The organism is Acaricomes phytoseiuli DSM 14247 (assembly GCF_000376245.1).
Lineage (GTDB): Bacteria > Actinomycetota > Actinomycetes > Actinomycetales > Micrococcaceae > Renibacterium > Renibacterium phytoseiuli.
This window is the reverse complement of sequence record NZ_AQXM01000060.1, coordinates 61,166-75,714: the sequence shown is the minus strand read 5'-3', so window position 1 is coordinate 75,714 and position 14,549 is coordinate 61,166. Positions and strand designations below refer to the sequence as shown.

General features: G+C 64.0%; 11 protein-coding genes. 3 read left to right on the top strand and 8 right to left on the bottom strand.

What is annotated here, in order from left to right; translation table 11 throughout:
- Positions 1–33: 33 nt before the first annotated feature.
- On the bottom strand, positions 34–471 hold the full coding sequence (locus C501_RS12930; RefSeq protein ID WP_018135200.1) for a GntR family transcriptional regulator: 438 nt from the start codon (positions 469–471) through the stop codon (positions 34–36).
- Positions 468–992, bottom strand: coding sequence for a MarR family winged helix-turn-helix transcriptional regulator (locus C501_RS0108490; RefSeq protein WP_018135199.1), 525 nt, complete (start codon positions 990–992; stop codon positions 468–470). Before C501_RS0108490 ends, C501_RS12930 begins: the two co-directional genes overlap by 4 nt.
- A 170-nt stretch (positions 993–1,162) precedes the next feature.
- Here C501_RS0108490 and C501_RS0108485 point away from each other — a divergent pair, with 170 nt between their 5' ends.
- Positions 1,163–1,828, top strand: a complete 666-nt coding sequence (locus C501_RS0108485) for an MBL fold metallo-hydrolase (protein ID WP_018135198.1) — start codon at positions 1,163–1,165, stop codon at positions 1,826–1,828.
- A 23-nt stretch (positions 1,829–1,851) separates the two neighbouring features.
- Here C501_RS0108485 and C501_RS0108480 read toward each other — a convergent pair whose 3' ends face one another.
- The gene (locus tag C501_RS0108480; RefSeq protein ID WP_018135197.1) at positions 1,852–2,673 is read right to left on the bottom strand and encodes a trans-aconitate 2-methyltransferase; all 822 of its coding nucleotides are present in this window, start codon (positions 2,671–2,673) and stop codon (positions 1,852–1,854) included.
- A gap of 67 nt (positions 2,674–2,740) precedes the next feature.
- Between C501_RS0108480 and C501_RS0108475 the strand changes: the two genes are divergently transcribed.
- Together C501_RS0108475 and C501_RS0108470 are read left to right on the top strand one after the other, a co-directional pair.
- On the top strand, positions 2,741–5,362 hold the full coding sequence (locus C501_RS0108475; RefSeq protein ID WP_026174756.1) for a DEAD/DEAH box helicase: 2,622 nt from the start codon (positions 2,741–2,743) through the stop codon (positions 5,360–5,362).
- A gap of 10 nt (positions 5,363–5,372) precedes the next feature.
- Complete coding sequence (locus C501_RS0108470) at positions 5,373–6,737, top strand: alpha/beta fold hydrolase (RefSeq protein ID WP_051064511.1); 1,365 nt, start codon at positions 5,373–5,375, stop codon at positions 6,735–6,737.
- 56 nt (positions 6,738–6,793) lie between these two features.
- Here the strand turns inward: C501_RS0108470 and C501_RS0108465 are convergent, their stop codons facing one another.
- From C501_RS0108465 to C501_RS0108445, 5 genes are all read right to left on the bottom strand, one after another.
- Complete coding sequence (locus tag C501_RS0108465; protein ID WP_018135194.1) at positions 6,794–7,819, bottom strand: TerC family protein; 1,026 nt, start codon at positions 7,817–7,819, stop codon at positions 6,794–6,796.
- Positions 7,820–8,010: 191 nt separating this feature from the next.
- Positions 8,011–10,119, bottom strand: coding sequence for an excinuclease ABC subunit UvrB (gene uvrB / locus C501_RS0108460; protein WP_018135193.1), 2,109 nt, complete (start codon positions 10,117–10,119; stop codon positions 8,011–8,013).
- Between the two features lie 63 nt (positions 10,120–10,182).
- Positions 10,183–11,379, bottom strand: coding sequence for a dephospho-CoA kinase (gene coaE / locus C501_RS0108455; protein WP_018135192.1), 1,197 nt, complete (start codon positions 11,377–11,379; stop codon positions 10,183–10,185).
- Between the two features lie 137 nt (positions 11,380–11,516).
- Positions 11,517–12,986 carry a 30S ribosomal protein S1 gene (rpsA, locus tag C501_RS0108450; RefSeq protein WP_018135191.1) on the bottom strand — a complete coding sequence of 490 codons (1,470 nt, stop codon included), beginning with the start codon at positions 12,984–12,986 and terminating at the stop codon, positions 11,517–11,519.
- 174 nt (positions 12,987–13,160) lie between these two features.
- Positions 13,161–14,522 (bottom strand): GNAT family N-acetyltransferase, encoded by a 1,362-nt coding sequence (locus C501_RS0108445; protein WP_156807698.1) that lies wholly within the window; start codon positions 14,520–14,522, stop codon positions 13,161–13,163.
- Positions 14,523–14,549: the final 27 nt, after the last annotated feature.

Below are 14,549 nucleotides of genomic sequence, written 5' to 3'. Positions count from 1 at the left end.
AGAACCGTATCGGATTTCAGCGAACAGTGGATTTCACGACCGCCCGGCGACAGGCCCAGCAGTGGGTCCAGCAGCAGAGCCGGGATCAGCCGCCGCAAGTGCCGCAGCAGCGATTCCCAGCGCTTCATCGGCAGCCATTCCCTGCCCATGGACTACGGCGGCGAAGTCCGCAGCCGCCTGCGCGACCTGGGCCCGGCTGGTATTCCCATCGGCCGCGATCACCGTGCCCTTCCGGCCGGCAGTACGCAGCACACCGCTGCGCTCCAGCTCCCGGAAGGCCCGTGCGACAGTATTGGCCGCCAAGCTGGCCTCCTGCGCCAGCGCACGCACCGAGGGAAGTCTGGTGCCCACCGGGAGCTCTCCCCCGGCAGCCATCGCGGCGATCAGCTGACGCAGCTGCTCATAGGGCGGCACTGCGCTTTGCTGGTCGGGCCGCCAACTGGTCAAGACTTCCAAGCCCCGATTCGTCATGAGGCCTGCCCGTACTGGAGGCGCTCGTGCTCATCCCACTCCTGGTGCCCATCGGGCTCATCCGACTGCTCGGGTTGATCCGTTGGCTGCTGAAAGGCATCAGCGAGCGTGCCCACCGCACGCAAAGCGCGTTCCGCATCGGCTTCATCCCACGCCCGCAAGCGGTGGCGCATCCATTCGGAGCGCTGGGCCTGCACTCCGCTGAGCGTGCGCCGCCCCGCGGCAGAGAGCTTGATAAGAGTCGCCCTGCCGTCTTCGGGGTCCGGACGGCGCTCCAGCAGGCCGGCTTCACCCAATTCGGCGAGCTGCCGACTCAACGCACTCGGCCCCACCCCGATACGCTCCGCCAGTTCACTGGCCCGGCATTCCCCGAACTGGCTGAGCAGGCTGAGGATGCCGATATGCGCAAGCCTGGGGCCGCGCGTCTCGACCTCGTTCTCATGGGCCGCCTGCTTGATCGTCCGGAAGAGTCGGAACACTTCGCTCACCAGATCCGCCAGAGTCTGATCCTGGACCGTCATCTCTCCTCCACGGTGCGGCTGTCACCGCATCGGTCAAATTAGTTGCTTTCGGCACACAATTATATCTCTTCTACCCGGTTTTTGAGGTCTTCCGTGAGTTTTGATGCCTTTCGAACGGCATCAAAACTCACGGAAGACCTCAATTTCCGGATGTGCCATATGCTCTGACTATGTCTGCTACCGATCCTGTCATCTGGCAGTTCCCGAAGCTATCGATCCGGAGGATCTCGGTCTCTACGATGGATAACAATGTCTATCTGCTCCGGCAGCTGCCGGACGGCCCGCAGGTGCTCATTGACGCAGCCGACGCACCGGAGCGCATCCTGGAGCTGATCTCCGCCGGCACCACACCCGGCGTCTCTACCGAAAAACCGGGCCTGGCAGCGGTGATCACAACGCATTCGCATTGGGATCACGTCCGGGCACTGGCAGAGGTACTCTCGGCTACAGGAGCCGAGCACCTTGCCGGTCAGGCCGATGCGGCCGCGATGCCAGCGCCTGTCACAGTGCCTCTGGAGAACGGCCAGCAGCTGGACTTCGGCGGCCTCCGGCTGGAGGTGATCGGATTGCGCGGGCACACCCCGGGATCCATCGCGCTGCTCTACGAAGCCCCCGGCACCCCGCCCCAGCTGTTTACCGGGGATTCGCTCTTCCCCGGCGGCGTCGGCAACACGGAGAACGATCCGCAGCGCTTCGGCACCCTGATCGACGATGTCGAGCAGCGGATCTTCGACCGACTGCCGGATGGGACGGTCGTGCACCCGGGCCATGGGCGGGAGACGACGCTCGGCGCTGAGCGCCCGCACTTAGCGGCCTGGCGCGCTCGGGGCTGGTGAGCCATCAGGCGCTACCCGGTGCCTCAGGCCGGCTTCTGGCCGACGATGAAAAGACGTCGGAAAGGGAACAGCGTGCCCTGCGCCCGTGGCGGATACGCCTCTGCGAGCAGTGCAGCGTATTCGGCTTCGAACTGCTTCGCCTCCGCTGCCTCGAGGGCATCGCGCAGTGGACGCAGCGCGGTACCCCGCACCCAGTTCAATACCGCGTTCCGCCCCGGAAGCATCTGCAGGTAAGTGGTTTCCCAGGCATCGGCGCGCAGGCCCGCATCCAGGAAAATCTCCAGATATTGCTCCGGCACTGCTACCGGATCGGCGCGCAGCACTCCCGCGAGCCGGTCCCGCCACTGCGCCGAATCGGCCAGCTGACGCATCAGGACATGAGAGACACCGCCGAAGTTCCCGGGCACCTGGAAAGCGAACCAGCCTCCCGGACGCAACCGCCGCAACCATTCCGGAAGCAGTTCTCGGTGCTCGGACACCCACTGCAAAGCCGCATTGCTGATCACGACATCGCTGGCTTCCAGGCCCGGGCCGGCACACCAGGAGACGATGTCCTCGTGCTCGAAGGACAGCTTCCTCTGCGCTGAGCCGCTGTCCCGACGTGCCGCTTCGATCATCGCCGCAGAGGAATCGACTCCCATGACTTCCGCCTGTGGCCAGCGGTCAGTCAGGGAAGCGGTGAGGTTCCCCGGGCCGCAGCCCAGATCGACGACTCTGTGCGGGGAGGCTGCTCCCACCCGGGAGACCAGGTCGAAGAACGGCCGGTTCCTGAAGTCTGCGAATTCCAGATATTTTGCCGGGTCCCAGCTCGGAGAGGCCGGCCCCGGAGTAGCTGCAGCGCTCATGTCTTGATCCTATGCTGTACGGTTCCTGTACGCATGGTCCCTGTACGCACGGGTACTCTGGAAAACGATGAGCCTCCTCGACTACCTCCCCTCCGGAACAACTGACGCTGATGCTGTTGCTGACGTTATGTATGAGAACTTCCTCGCCTGGAACGCAGAACGCGGCATCGACCTCTACCCGGCGCAGGAAGAAGCCGTGCTGGAATTGGCAGCGGGGTCGAATGTCATCTTGGCGACGCCCACCGGCTCCGGCAAATCCCTCGTCGCTATCGCGGCGCACTTCGCAGCGCTCAGCAGTTACCAGAACCCGGAGCAAGCCGCCCGCAAGGGGCGCAGCTACTACACGGCCCCGATCAAAGCCCTGGTCTCCGAGAAATTCTTCGCCTTGATCGAAATCTTCGGCGCCCAGAACGTCGGTATGATCACCGGCGACTCATCGGTCAACGCAGAAGCTCCGATCATCTGCTGCACCGCCGAGATCCTGGCGAACCTCGCCTTGCGAGAAGGCCCGGCCGCCGCAGTGCACAACGTGGTCATGGATGAGTTCCATTACGTCGCGGATCCGGAACGGGGCTGGGCCTGGCAGGTTCCACTGCTGGAACTGCCGCAAGCCCAGTTCCTGCTGATGAGCGCCACCCTCGGCGATGTCTCCAGTTTCGAGCGAGAACTCACCGCGCGCACCGGCCGGCCCACCGCCGTCGTGGCGCATGCCGAGCGCCCTATCCCGCTGTTCTACTCCTATGCGCAGACCTCTGTCCAGGAGACGATCGAAGAGCTGCTGAGCGCGCACCAGGCCCCGGTGTACATCGTCCATTTCAGTCAGGCCGAGGCGGTCGAGCGGGCGCAGAGTCTGATGAGCCTGAATATCTGCAGCCGGGAACAGAAACAGCAGATCGCCGAGGCTCTCATCTCCCCGGAGGGCACCGCGTTCCGTTTCGCCCCGGGCTTCGGCAAGACTCTCAGCCGCCTGCTGCGGCACGGCATCGGAGTGCACCATGCCGGGATGCTGCCGAAGTACCGACGCCTAGTGGAACAGCTGGCGCAGGCCGGGCTGCTCCGGGTGATCTGCGGTACGGACACCCTGGGCGTGGGCATCAATGTGCCGATTCGAACCGTACTGCTCACCGCGCTGAGCAAATACGATGGGCAGCGCACCCGCCATGTGCAGGCCCGGGAATTCCACCAGATTGCCGGACGCGCGGGCCGCGCCGGCTACGACTCAGCGGGCACCGTAGTGGTGCAGGCCCCGGAGCACACGGTGGAGAACCTCAAAGCACTCGCCAAGGCCCGGGCGAAGTTCGGCGACGATGCCAAGAAGCTGCGGCAAGTCAGCAAGAAGAAACCGCCGGAAGGGTTCGTCAGCTGGGGCGAGCCAATCTTCGAGCGATTGACCAGCGCCGAACCGGAGCCCTTGAACACCACCTTCACGGTGACGCATGCGATGCTCCTGCAGCTCCTGGAACGATCCCGCCGGTATGCGGCTGATCCAGTCGCGGCGGCCCGGAAACTACTCACCGAGAATCGGGACTCACCGAGCCGCCAGTTCGCCTTGCAGCGCAAGGCCCTCGGCATCCTCCGCGAGTTGCTGATCTCCGGTGTGGTCGAGCGGGTTCCCGCCGAGACGTCCAGTACTGGAGCAGTGGCGCCGGGGCTTCAGCTCACCGTCGCCCTGCCCGCTGATTTCGCGCTCAACCAACCCCTCTCCCCCTTCGCCCTCGCGGCCCTGGAGCTCTTCGACCCGGAAGCGCCGGGTTATGCCCTGAACGTGGTCTCGCTCATCGAGTCGACCCTGGAGAACCCGCGTCAGGTGCTCTCCGCGCAACTCAAGCGGGCCCGCACCGAAGCCGTGGCCGAGATGAAGGAAAGCGGCCTGGACTACAACGCGCGGATGGCCGCACTGGATGAGATCAGCTACCCGCAGCCACAGGCCGAATTGCTGCGGCAGTCGTTCGAGACCTACCGCGCCGCTGCGCCTTGGCTCGGCGATGTCGAGGTCGAGCCCAAATCAGTGGTGCGGGACATGCTGGAACGGGCGATGAACTTCGGCGAATACGTCAGGTTCTACGGGCTGGCACGCAGCGAGGGCGTGCTGCTGCGCTATCTCAGTGATGCCTACCGTGCATTGCAGCACTCGGTTCCGCCGGCCGCACTGACAGAGGAGCTCCGGGATATCGTGGCGTGGCTGGGGCAGATCGTCCGGCAAACCGATTCCTCATTGCTCCAGGAATGGAATGCGCTTGCGGACGGTTCGGCGGCAGATTCTGAGCTCCCGGGCCCAACTCAGGATGCTGCAGGAGTGCCGGAGCCTGAGGCCCTGACGGATGACCGCAGGGCTTTTACCGTGATGGTCCGCAACGAACTGTTCCGGCGGGTGACCTTGGCCGCCCGGGATGATTTCGAAGCCCTGGGAGAGCTCGACGCTGAAGCCGGCTGGGGCCTCGCCCGGTGGAAAGATGCGCTCGGTGATTATTGGGACGAGCACGAATGGATCGGTGATGGCCCGCAGGCCAGATCAGCGGAACTCTTCCTGCTGGAGGCGCCGGAGGATTCCCGGCGTTGGCGGGTCCGGCAGATCATCGAAGACCCTGCTGGGCACCGGGATTGGGCTATCGAGGCCGAGGTAGATCTGGACGCCTCCGATGTGGCCGGCTTCGCGGTGGTCCACCTGCTTCGCTTCGGTCGCAGCTAAGCTCGATGGCATGACCTCCTCTGCTTCCGACGCTACGCCGCTGTTGCCCTCCGCGTCCTCTGCCCTGCCTCAAAAGCCGGTGGCGGCCCAGCACCGGATCGGCGAACGCGTCGAACGGGACGGCATCGTCTATCAAGAGCACTTCGCCCTGGTGCCTTTGGACCACCTCAATCCGGAAGGCGAGCAGATCGAGCTCTTCGCCCGGGAGGTAGCACGTGCCGAGGCACCGGATGCTCCTTGGCTCGTCTATTTCCAGGGCGGTCCCGGCGGGCGGGCTGATCGGCCCAATAGCCCGAGCGGCTGGGTGGCCGAGGCGCTCAAGGACTTCCGGGTGCTGCTGCTCGATCAGCGCGGCACGGGGCGCTCAACTCCCGCGACGAGGCAGACCCTGCCCGCTCGCGGGGATGCCGCAAAGCAGGCGGAGTACCTCAAATATTTCCGGGCGGATGCGATTGTCGCAGACGCGGAATCCCTGCGTCAGGCGCTGCAGAGCGAACCCTGGAGCATCCTCGGTCAGAGCTTCGGCGGCTTCTGCGCGCTGAGCTACCTCTCCTGGTATCCGGAAGGGCTCAGAGAAGTGCTCATCACAGCCGGGTTGGCACCGCTCGCCGGCCATCCGGACCGGGTCTACCGGGCCACTTTCGAACGCACCGCAGCGCGGAACCGTGAATTCTTCGCACGCTACCCGCAGGCCCAACAGCAAGCCGCGCGAATCGCCCGGCACCTCGCCGAGCACGAGGAGTTCCTACCTACCGGTGAGCGTCTGACGCCGCAGCGATTCCAGATGCTCGGCTCCTACCTCGGCGGGAACTCCCGGATCGACGGCCTGGCCTATCTGCTGGAAGACGCCTTCCCACTGGTCGAGGGACAACTGCCCGATGCCTTCCTGGAGCAGGTCGGCCATACCGTCTCCTATGCCCAGAATCCGCTCTACGCCGTGCTTCACGAATCCATCTACTGCCAGGGGCAGGCTTCCGGATGGTCCGCCGCCAGGGTCGCCGCAGAACGCGGGGACATGGATCCGCTCGGCGAAGAGTTCCACTTCACCGGTGAGGCCGTGATGCCCTGGTATTTCACCGAGGATCCCGCACTCGCTCCCCTCGCCGAGGTCGCAGAAATCCTGGCCAGTAAATCCGACTGGCCGGCCCTCTACGATCCTGCGCGATTGGCCGCCACCCAGGTGCCCGTCGCCGCAACCGCCTATTTTGACGATATCTACGTCGATCACGGTTTAGCCGCGGAGACCGCAGCAGCGGTCCGGGGTCTGCAGCTCTGGCAGACCGGTGAGTACCATCATGACGGGCTGCGCGCCGATGGTGAGAGGATCTTCGCGAAGCTCCTGGCGATGACCCGGGCTGAAAGCAGCGTGAGCTGACCGCACGGGGCGCCGCCAGGAGCGACGATGGCCTGAAGCCTGCCTCGTGACTCTTTTTATTCTGAGTCGGCCGAAGATTTCTGCCGCTCGGCTTCCAACTGCCTCTCTTCCCGCTGCTGCCGGGCTGCCGGGCTGAGCAGGCTGGCGATAACGGTCACCACGAGGACACCACAGATCACGATCAGCGAGACCTCGGTGGAGATCTCCGGCACCGAGAGTCCTTGCCCGCCGTTGATGAAGAACAGATTGTTCTCATGCAGGGCATGTAGCACTAGTTTCACGCCGATGAATCCGAGGATCACCGCGAGGCCGTAGGAGAGGTATACCAGGCGATCCAGCAGACCGTCGATCAGGAAGTAGAGCTGGCGCAGGCCCATGAGCGAGAACGCGGTCGCCGTGAAGACGATATAGGGATCCTGGGTCAGGCCGAAGATCGCCGGGATGGAATCGAAGGCGAAGAGGATGTCCGTGGCACCGATTGCGATCATCACCAGCAGCATCGGCGTGAGCATCCGCTTGCCGTTCTTGACCGTGAACAGCTTATCGCCGTCGTATTCGTCGCTGGTGTGGAAGAAGCGCTTGGCCAGACGGACCATGATGTTGTCCGCCGCGCTCTGCGGGCTGTCGTCTTTGCCGCGCAGCAGCTGGACCGCGGTGACCACGAGGATCAGGCCGAAAATGTAGAAGATCCAGGCGAAGCTGTTGACCAGAGCCGCCCCGATGAGGATTAAGACCGAGCGCGCGATGAGCGCGAAGACGATGCCGAAGAGTAGCACCTTCTGCTGGTGTATCCGGGGCACCGCGAAAGAGCTGATGATGATCAGGAAAACGAAGAGGTTATCGACGGAAAGTGCTTTTTCCGTGATGTACCCGGCGAAGTACTCGGTGCCTTTGGCATGACCGCCGAACATCAGCACAGCGAAGCCGAAGAGCACCGCGACGCCGACGTAGAACGATGACCAGATCGCGGCTTCGCGGAGCGTGGGCTCGTGCGCTTTGCGGACGTGGGCGAAGAAGTCGAAGGCCAGGAGGCCGGCGATACCGGCGATCGTGAGGGTCCAGACCAGGGGTGAAGCGTCCATGGACGTCCTTCCGGAAGGTAGTTACAGCTGACTACCGTAAGTCTCTCCACCGCGGCATACACCCACAGCCACTGTGCCCGGTCGGTCCGTCGTGGACTGACGTGCTGTCGTGTCACAGTGTGGAAGGATACTCCCCTACGCTGTCTGCAAGGATATCAGAGACCGCTAGCAATCGCCGCTAACGGCAGCGCTCAAGCGTGCCCCGCGGCCTGCATTTGGCGGAGCTCTTTCTTCAGATCGCCCACTTCGTCCCGAAGCCTTGCGGCGAGCTCGAAGTGCAGGTCCGCCGCCGCCGCGTGCATCTGCTCGGTGAGCTGGGTGATCAGATCCAGCAGATCCTCGGCGGGCACCGCGGCCAAGCCGTCTCTGCGGAGCAGTTCTTCACTGGCACGGAGCTTCTCAGCGCTGGCTTTCTTGGCGCGAGAACCGGATTTACCGGTCGCATCCAGAAGCGCTTTGGTATCCGCATCCTCCCTGGCCAGGGAATCGGTGATGTCGGCGATCCGCTTACGCAGCGGTGTCGGATCCACACCGTGCTCCTTGTTGTAAGCGGCCTGGATCGCGCGCCGCCGGTTGGTCTCCTCGATCGCCTTAGCCATTCCCCCGGTGACCTTATCCGCGTACATGTGCACCTGGCCGGAGACATTCCTCGCGGCTCGGCCGATGGTCTGGATGAGCGAGGTGGCGGACCGCAGGAAGCCTTCTTTATCAGCATCGAGGATGCTCACCAGGGATACCTCTGGCAGGTCCAGACCCTCCCGCAGCAGGTTGATGCCGACCAAGACGTCGAAGGTCCCCAGCCGGAGATCCCGGAGCAGCTCCACGCGTTTGAGGGTATCGACATCCGAATGCAGGTACTGGACCTTGATCCCGTGACCCAGCAGGTACTCGGTGAGATCTTCGGCCATCCGCTTGGTCAGCGTGGTCACCAGAACTCGTTCATCCCGCTCCACGCGGAGCTGGATTTCGGCGAGCAGGTCATCGATCTGCCCCTTGGTCGGTTTGACCACGACCTCGGGATCGATCAGGCCGGTGGGCCGGATGATCTGTTCGACCACCCCGTCAGAGCGTTCCAGCTCGTAATTGCCGGGAGTCGCCGAAAGGTAGACCGTCTGGCCTATCCGCTCCAAGAATTCATCCCATTTCAGCGGTCGGTTATCCATCGCCGAGGGCAGCCGGAAACCGTGCTCCACAAGGGTGCGCTTGCGCGACATATCGCCTTCGTACATGGCCCCGATCTGCGGCACGGTGACATGGGATTCATCGATCACCAGCAGGAAGTCGTCCGGGAAGTAGTCGAGCAGACAATGCGGAGCCGTACCGACATCACGGCCGTCGATATGCCGTGAGTAGTTCTCGATGCCGTTGCAGAAACCCATCTGCTGCATCATTTCCAGATCATAGGTGGTGCGCATCCGGAGCCGCTGGGCTTCTAGGAGCTTGTTCTGCTTCTCCAGCGTCTTGAGCCGGTCATCGAGCTCGGTTTCGATGCTGCGGATGGCTTGAGCCATCCGCTCGGGGCCGGCCACATAGTGCGATGCCGGGAAGACATACATCTCAGTCTCTTCCCGGATGACTTCTCCGGTGAGCGGGTGCAGCGTGTAGATCTTCTCGATCTCATCGCCGAAGAATTCGATCCGGAGCGCGAGCTCCTCGTACATGGGGATGATCTCCACGGTGTCGCCGCGCACCCGGAACGTGCCCCGGTGGAAATCGGTGTCATTGCGGACGTACTGCATCGAGACGAATTTGCGCAGCAGCTCGTCCCGGTTGACCTGCTGCCCTTGCCGCAGCGTGGCCATTCCCGCCACGTACTCCTCCGGGGTACCCAAGCCGTAGATGCAGGAGACCGTGGCGACGACCACGACATCACGGCGGGTCAGCAGAGAATTGGTGGCCGAATAGCGGAGCCTTTCGACCTCCTCGTTGACCGAGGAGTCCTTCTCGATGAAGGTATCGCTCTGCGGCACATAGGCCTCGGGCTGGTAGTAGTCGTAGTAGGAGACGAAATATTCCACGGCATTGTTCGGCAGCAGCTCCCGGAACTCATTCGCCAGCTGGGCGGCCAGGGTCTTGTTCTGCACGAGCACGAGGGTGGGCCGCTGCAGCTTCTCGATGAGCCAGGCCGTCGTCGCGGATTTACCGGTACCGGTGGCGCCGAGCAGCACGACATCTTTTTCACCGTTCTCGACGCGCTCGGCAAGTTCGGCGATAGCCGTGGGTTGATCACCCGCGGGCTGGTATTCGCTGATAACCTCGAACGGCGCGACGACCCGGTTGATCTCCTGAGCAAGACTCATGTGCTTAAGGCTACTGCCGAGCACCGACAGGAAGCGAGGCCACGGGAGCGGATCAGCTCAGGGCTAAGCCGACCGCCAGCCGGTGCGCTCTTTCCAGGCCAGGAGCTCGTCGGTCGCCGCAACCAACCAGGGCTCCTTGGCCTCGGCGTATCGGGAGGTATCCGGATCTGCCGCGCACTGCTCAGCCAGACGTCGTTTCTCAGCCAGATAGGAATCACGAGCCTGCGGATCGACGCGCAGCCAGTCCCGGAAAGCCAGGGCGTAATCGGCACCGGGCGAGCCGTCGACCCGGACGTGTAGATTCACCGGACGGCCAGGGTCCGCATTGGCGTGGAAGGCCTTCTGCCACTGCTCTGGATCGGGCGCGAAGGTCTTGGGGGTATCCGCGTGGATGCCCCGAGATCGTGGAAACCCGGCCCCGGCCAAACTCGGTGCCAGCGCATCCACATCCGCTATCGACGGCACGCGCAGCTGCAGGTCTATGACATCCTTGGCATCGAGCCCCGGCACCGAAGTCGAGCCGATATGATCCACCGGAAGAGCTCCCCCGACTGCGGCTTGAACTTTGGCTACCAGGCGCCTGGCCTGGGCCGGCCACTGTGGGGAGTAAGGGACGAGCGCTGGCGGGCCGGAACGCTCTGCGCGCTCCCCCGCGGCCAGGTTCTGAGCGAAGGGCAGCAACCGGTGCTGCCAGAGGACTTCGACCGTCTCGAGTGCGGCTTCCGGTGTCCCAGAGTTGTCGATGACGATATCGGCGGCGGCCAGCCGTTCAGCCCGTGCGGCCTGCGCGGCCAGACGGCCCCGGGCCTCTGCTTCGGAGAGGCCCCGGCGGCTGGTCATCCGCGAGATCTGCAAAGATTCGGGGGCGTCGACCACGATCACGAGATGGAAGTCCGGCCCTTGACCGGTTTCGACCAGCAGCGGGATGTCCTGGACGACGATCGCGCCCTCCGGAGCCGATGCCCTGAGCTCCGCGGCACGGGCACGCACTCGCGGATGGACGATGGCGTTGAGCCGTTCTCTGGCCCGCGGATCGTCGAAGATCAACTCGCCCAACCGGGGCCGGTCCAGGCCGCCATCCGAGGCGATAACTCCTTCGCCGAAGGCCTGCACGACCTCTGCTAGGCCCGCGCTGCCTGGTTCCACGACCTCACGGGCCAGCACATCAGCATCGATCAGCACGGCACCGAGTTCGGCAAGCCGCGCGGCGACCAGGGATTTTCCGGCGGCGATCCCGCCGGTCAGGCCGATTGAGAGCATGACACCAGAGTATGCGCAATCCGATAGAACCCAGAACACCTCAACAACCTGAGACAGGTCGGGGCCGCCACGAAAAATCGTGACGGCCCCGACCTATCAGAACACTCAGCGGTGGGCTGAGCCGGACTCTACTGCTATCAGTTGCCGGTCAGCTTCTCCCGCAACGCGGCGAGGGCTTCATCCGAGGCGAGAGTGCCGGAGTCCTCAACCGGAGCGGCACCTTCCGAGGAGTAGTTCGCCGGGGCATCAGCCGCGTCGCTGACCGCTGCTGCATCGTCGGCAGCGTGCTGCGATACCTGGCTCTTATGCGCTTCCCAGCGGGACTGGGCCTCAGCGTACTGCTGCTCCCAGGCGGCGCGCTGGGTCTCGTAGCCTTCGATCCACTCGTTGCTCTCGGGGTCGAAGCCCTCGGGGTACTTGTAGTTGCCCTCGTCGTCGTACTCGGCGGCCATGCCGTAGAGTGCGGGATCGAATTCGGTGGAATCCGGGTCCACGCCCTCATTGGCCTGCTTGAGCGAGAGCGAGATCCGGCGGCGCTCCAGGTCGATATCGATGACTTTGACGAACAGTTCGTCGTTGACGGAGACGACCTGCTCGGCCAGATCCACGTGACGCACAGCGAGTTCGGAGATGTGCACCAGGCCCTCAATGCCGTCCTCGACGCGCACGAAAGCACCGAACGGAACGAGCTTGGTGACCTTGCCCGGAACGACCTGGCCCAGCGCGTGCGTGCGGGCGAAGGTCTGCCACGGATCTTCCTGGGTCGCCTTGAGCGACAGGGAGACCCGCTCACGATCCAGATCGACCTCGAGCACCTCGACGGTGACTTCCTGGCCGACCTCGACAACCTCGGAGGGGTGATCGATGTGCTTCCAGGACAGCTCGGAGACGTGCACCAGACCGTCTACGCCGCCCAGGTCCACGAAGGCGCCGAAGTTGACGATGGAGGAGACCACACCGGGGCGCACCTGGCCCTTTTCCAGCTTGTTGAGGAAGGTGGAGCGAACCTCGGACTGGGTCTGCTCCAGCCAGGCCCGACGGGAGAGCACCACGTTGTTGCGGTTCTTATCCAGCTCGATGATCTTAGCTTCGATCTGCTGGCCGATGTACGGGGCCAGATCGCGCACCCGGCGCATTTCGACGAGCGAAGCCGGCAGGAAGCCGCGCAGCCCGATGTCCAGGATGAGACCACCCTTGACCACCTCGATGACGGTACCGGTGACCACACCGTCCTCATCCTTGATCTTCTCGATATCGCCCCAGGCGCGCTCGTACTGAGCCCGCTTCTTGGAGAGGATCAGCCGGCCCTCTTTGTCCTCTTTGGTGAGGACCAGGGCTTCGACCTCATCGCCTACGGAGACGACCTCAGCGGGGTCGACATCGTGCTTGATGGAGAGTTCACGGGAAGGGATAACGCCTTCGGTCTTGTATCTGATGTCGAGCAGCACTTCGTCACGGTCAACCTTGACGACAGTGCCTTCGACGAGATCGCCGTCGTTGAAGTACTTGATAGTGGCATCAATAGCGGCGAGGAAGTCCTCAGAAGAACCGATGTCGTTGACAGCAACCTGCGGGGTACCGGTCTTCTCGGGGGTTGTGGTGGTCATGTAGTAGGGGCTCCGTTGGATAGGAAACGAATAGGAATGGTGATATGAAACTAGCGTAAAGCCGTTGCAGCATCAGTGCCTCAGGGCGCACCCGCGCACAAAACCTGCCCGCTCAGTTTAGTCCTACACTCCTGAGCAAAGCAAAACCGATCAGCTGCTCGGCAGAAGCGGTTTTCAGAAGTTCGTCCGGCAGTCCGGCAACTGCGGAACCGTGAAGAGCTTGTCGAAGCGCCCGGCCTGCTCTTCGGTCAGCTCCACGCGCCCGGCTTCGCGGAGCAGGCGCGCACTGGCGTCACCGAGGTACAGAGATCCCAGAGCCGCTACCGGCAATACGACCTCGGGCTCCTCCCCCGCCTCCAGACGGCGCACCCGGCCCTGCAGTGTGCCCGGCTCCGCGCCCGGTTCCACCCTGAGTTCGAAGTCGCCCTCGGCGAAACCGAGGTCGTCCCGGACGCCCAACCGCAGAGTCCCCTCGCGGTGGTACTGCCGGGCCTCCAGCATCGCCGGAACGTCGAGCGGGCGCAGCCAGAGCAGGTCACCTTCATCGACCACCCGGTAGCGGCGCTGGTCATTGACCGCCCAGAACAGCGGATCAGCCACCGGAGCCCCGCTCCAGGTCACCTTGGGGCTCAGATCCAGACTGCCCAGGAACGCCCAGAGACCGAGGTAGGCCTCTGGGGTGAGCGCCAGCAGGTCCACTACCTTATGGGCGGTGAGCTTATCGCCGTCTCTCACGGCCTTGTAACTGACGTAGCCGTCGATGCCGCCATCGGCACCGTAGTGCACTGCGGCCCGGACCTCCGGATCTGCTTCCGGGTAGTAGCTTCCCCACTGCCCGCTGACCACCGGCTTGTACGACTCGGGGCGGGTCAACGACCCTAGCGTGCTTCGGTGGAATACCTCGAAGAGCTCGGCCTGGACGTCACCGGCCCGCTCCACGGGAATCACCTCCACACGGCGCTCAGGCTCCCGGCGCAGCGCGAATCCGGGCCGGGTGTCGATCTCGATGGTGCGCTCCCGAGTCGCGTCGCCGAAGCCGAAGCGCCCGTAGATGGCGCCTTCTGAAGCGGTCAGGGCCGCGACAGGCAGGCCCTCAGCCGCAGCCTGCTCCAGATTCGCCCGGACCAGCTGGGACAGGATGCCGCGCCGGCGGTGGCTGGGCCGGACGGTCACCGCGGTGATCATGAGCGCGTCCAGGAAGCGCCCGTTGTCAGCATCGACAGTCCCGGTAGCCCCTACGTTGAGAGTGCCCTTCATGGAACCAAAAGTGCCCACCGGCCATTCCGCGGGCAGACCGCGCTCCGCTATCGTCTCGGGGTATACACCGCAGCAGATGGCGTCATCTGCCGCGTCCACGCGAACGTATTTGGCGACGGCCTCGTCCGTGAGCTCCCGGCCGTGGAAGCCCATAGAGACCGCCCTCAACCAGCCTTTGGCGCGTTCCGGTACGGTCTGATCCTCGCGGACGTCATCTGCCGCAGGCCATTGCTCGATGCGATAAGGGAAACTTGAATCTGGTTCTCTGAGGACAGTCACGATCACCACTCTAGCAACCGTAAAACC

Excerpts from the sequence above, each read along its gene's own strand:
- C501_RS12930 (WP_018135200.1), bottom strand. The coding sequence starts at position 471 with ATGACGAATCGGGGCTTGGAAGTCTTGACCAGTTGGCGGCCCGACCAG.
- C501_RS0108490 (WP_018135199.1), bottom strand. The coding sequence starts at position 992 with ATGACGGTCCAGGATCAGACTCTGGCGGATCTGGTGAGCGAAGTGTTC.
- C501_RS0108485 (WP_018135198.1), top strand. The coding sequence starts at position 1,163 with ATGTCTGCTACCGATCCTGTCATCTGGCAGTTCCCGAAGCTATCGATC.
- C501_RS0108480 (WP_018135197.1), bottom strand. The coding sequence starts at position 2,673 with ATGAGCGCTGCAGCTACTCCGGGGCCGGCCTCTCCGAGCTGGGACCCG.
- C501_RS0108475 (WP_026174756.1), top strand. The coding sequence starts at position 2,741 with ATGAGCCTCCTCGACTACCTCCCCTCCGGAACAACTGACGCTGATGCT.
- C501_RS0108470 (WP_051064511.1), top strand. The coding sequence starts at position 5,373 with ATGACCTCCTCTGCTTCCGACGCTACGCCGCTGTTGCCCTCCGCGTCC.
- C501_RS0108465 (WP_018135194.1), bottom strand. The coding sequence starts at position 7,819 with ATGGACGCTTCACCCCTGGTCTGGACCCTCACGATCGCCGGTATCGCC.
- uvrB (WP_018135193.1), bottom strand. The coding sequence starts at position 10,119 with ATGAGTCTTGCTCAGGAGATCAACCGGGTCGTCGCGCCGTTCGAGGTT.
- coaE (WP_018135192.1), bottom strand. The coding sequence starts at position 11,379 with ATGCTCTCAATCGGCCTGACCGGCGGGATCGCCGCCGGAAAATCCCTG.
- rpsA (WP_018135191.1), bottom strand. The coding sequence starts at position 12,986 with ATGACCACCACAACCCCCGAGAAGACCGGTACCCCGCAGGTTGCTGTC.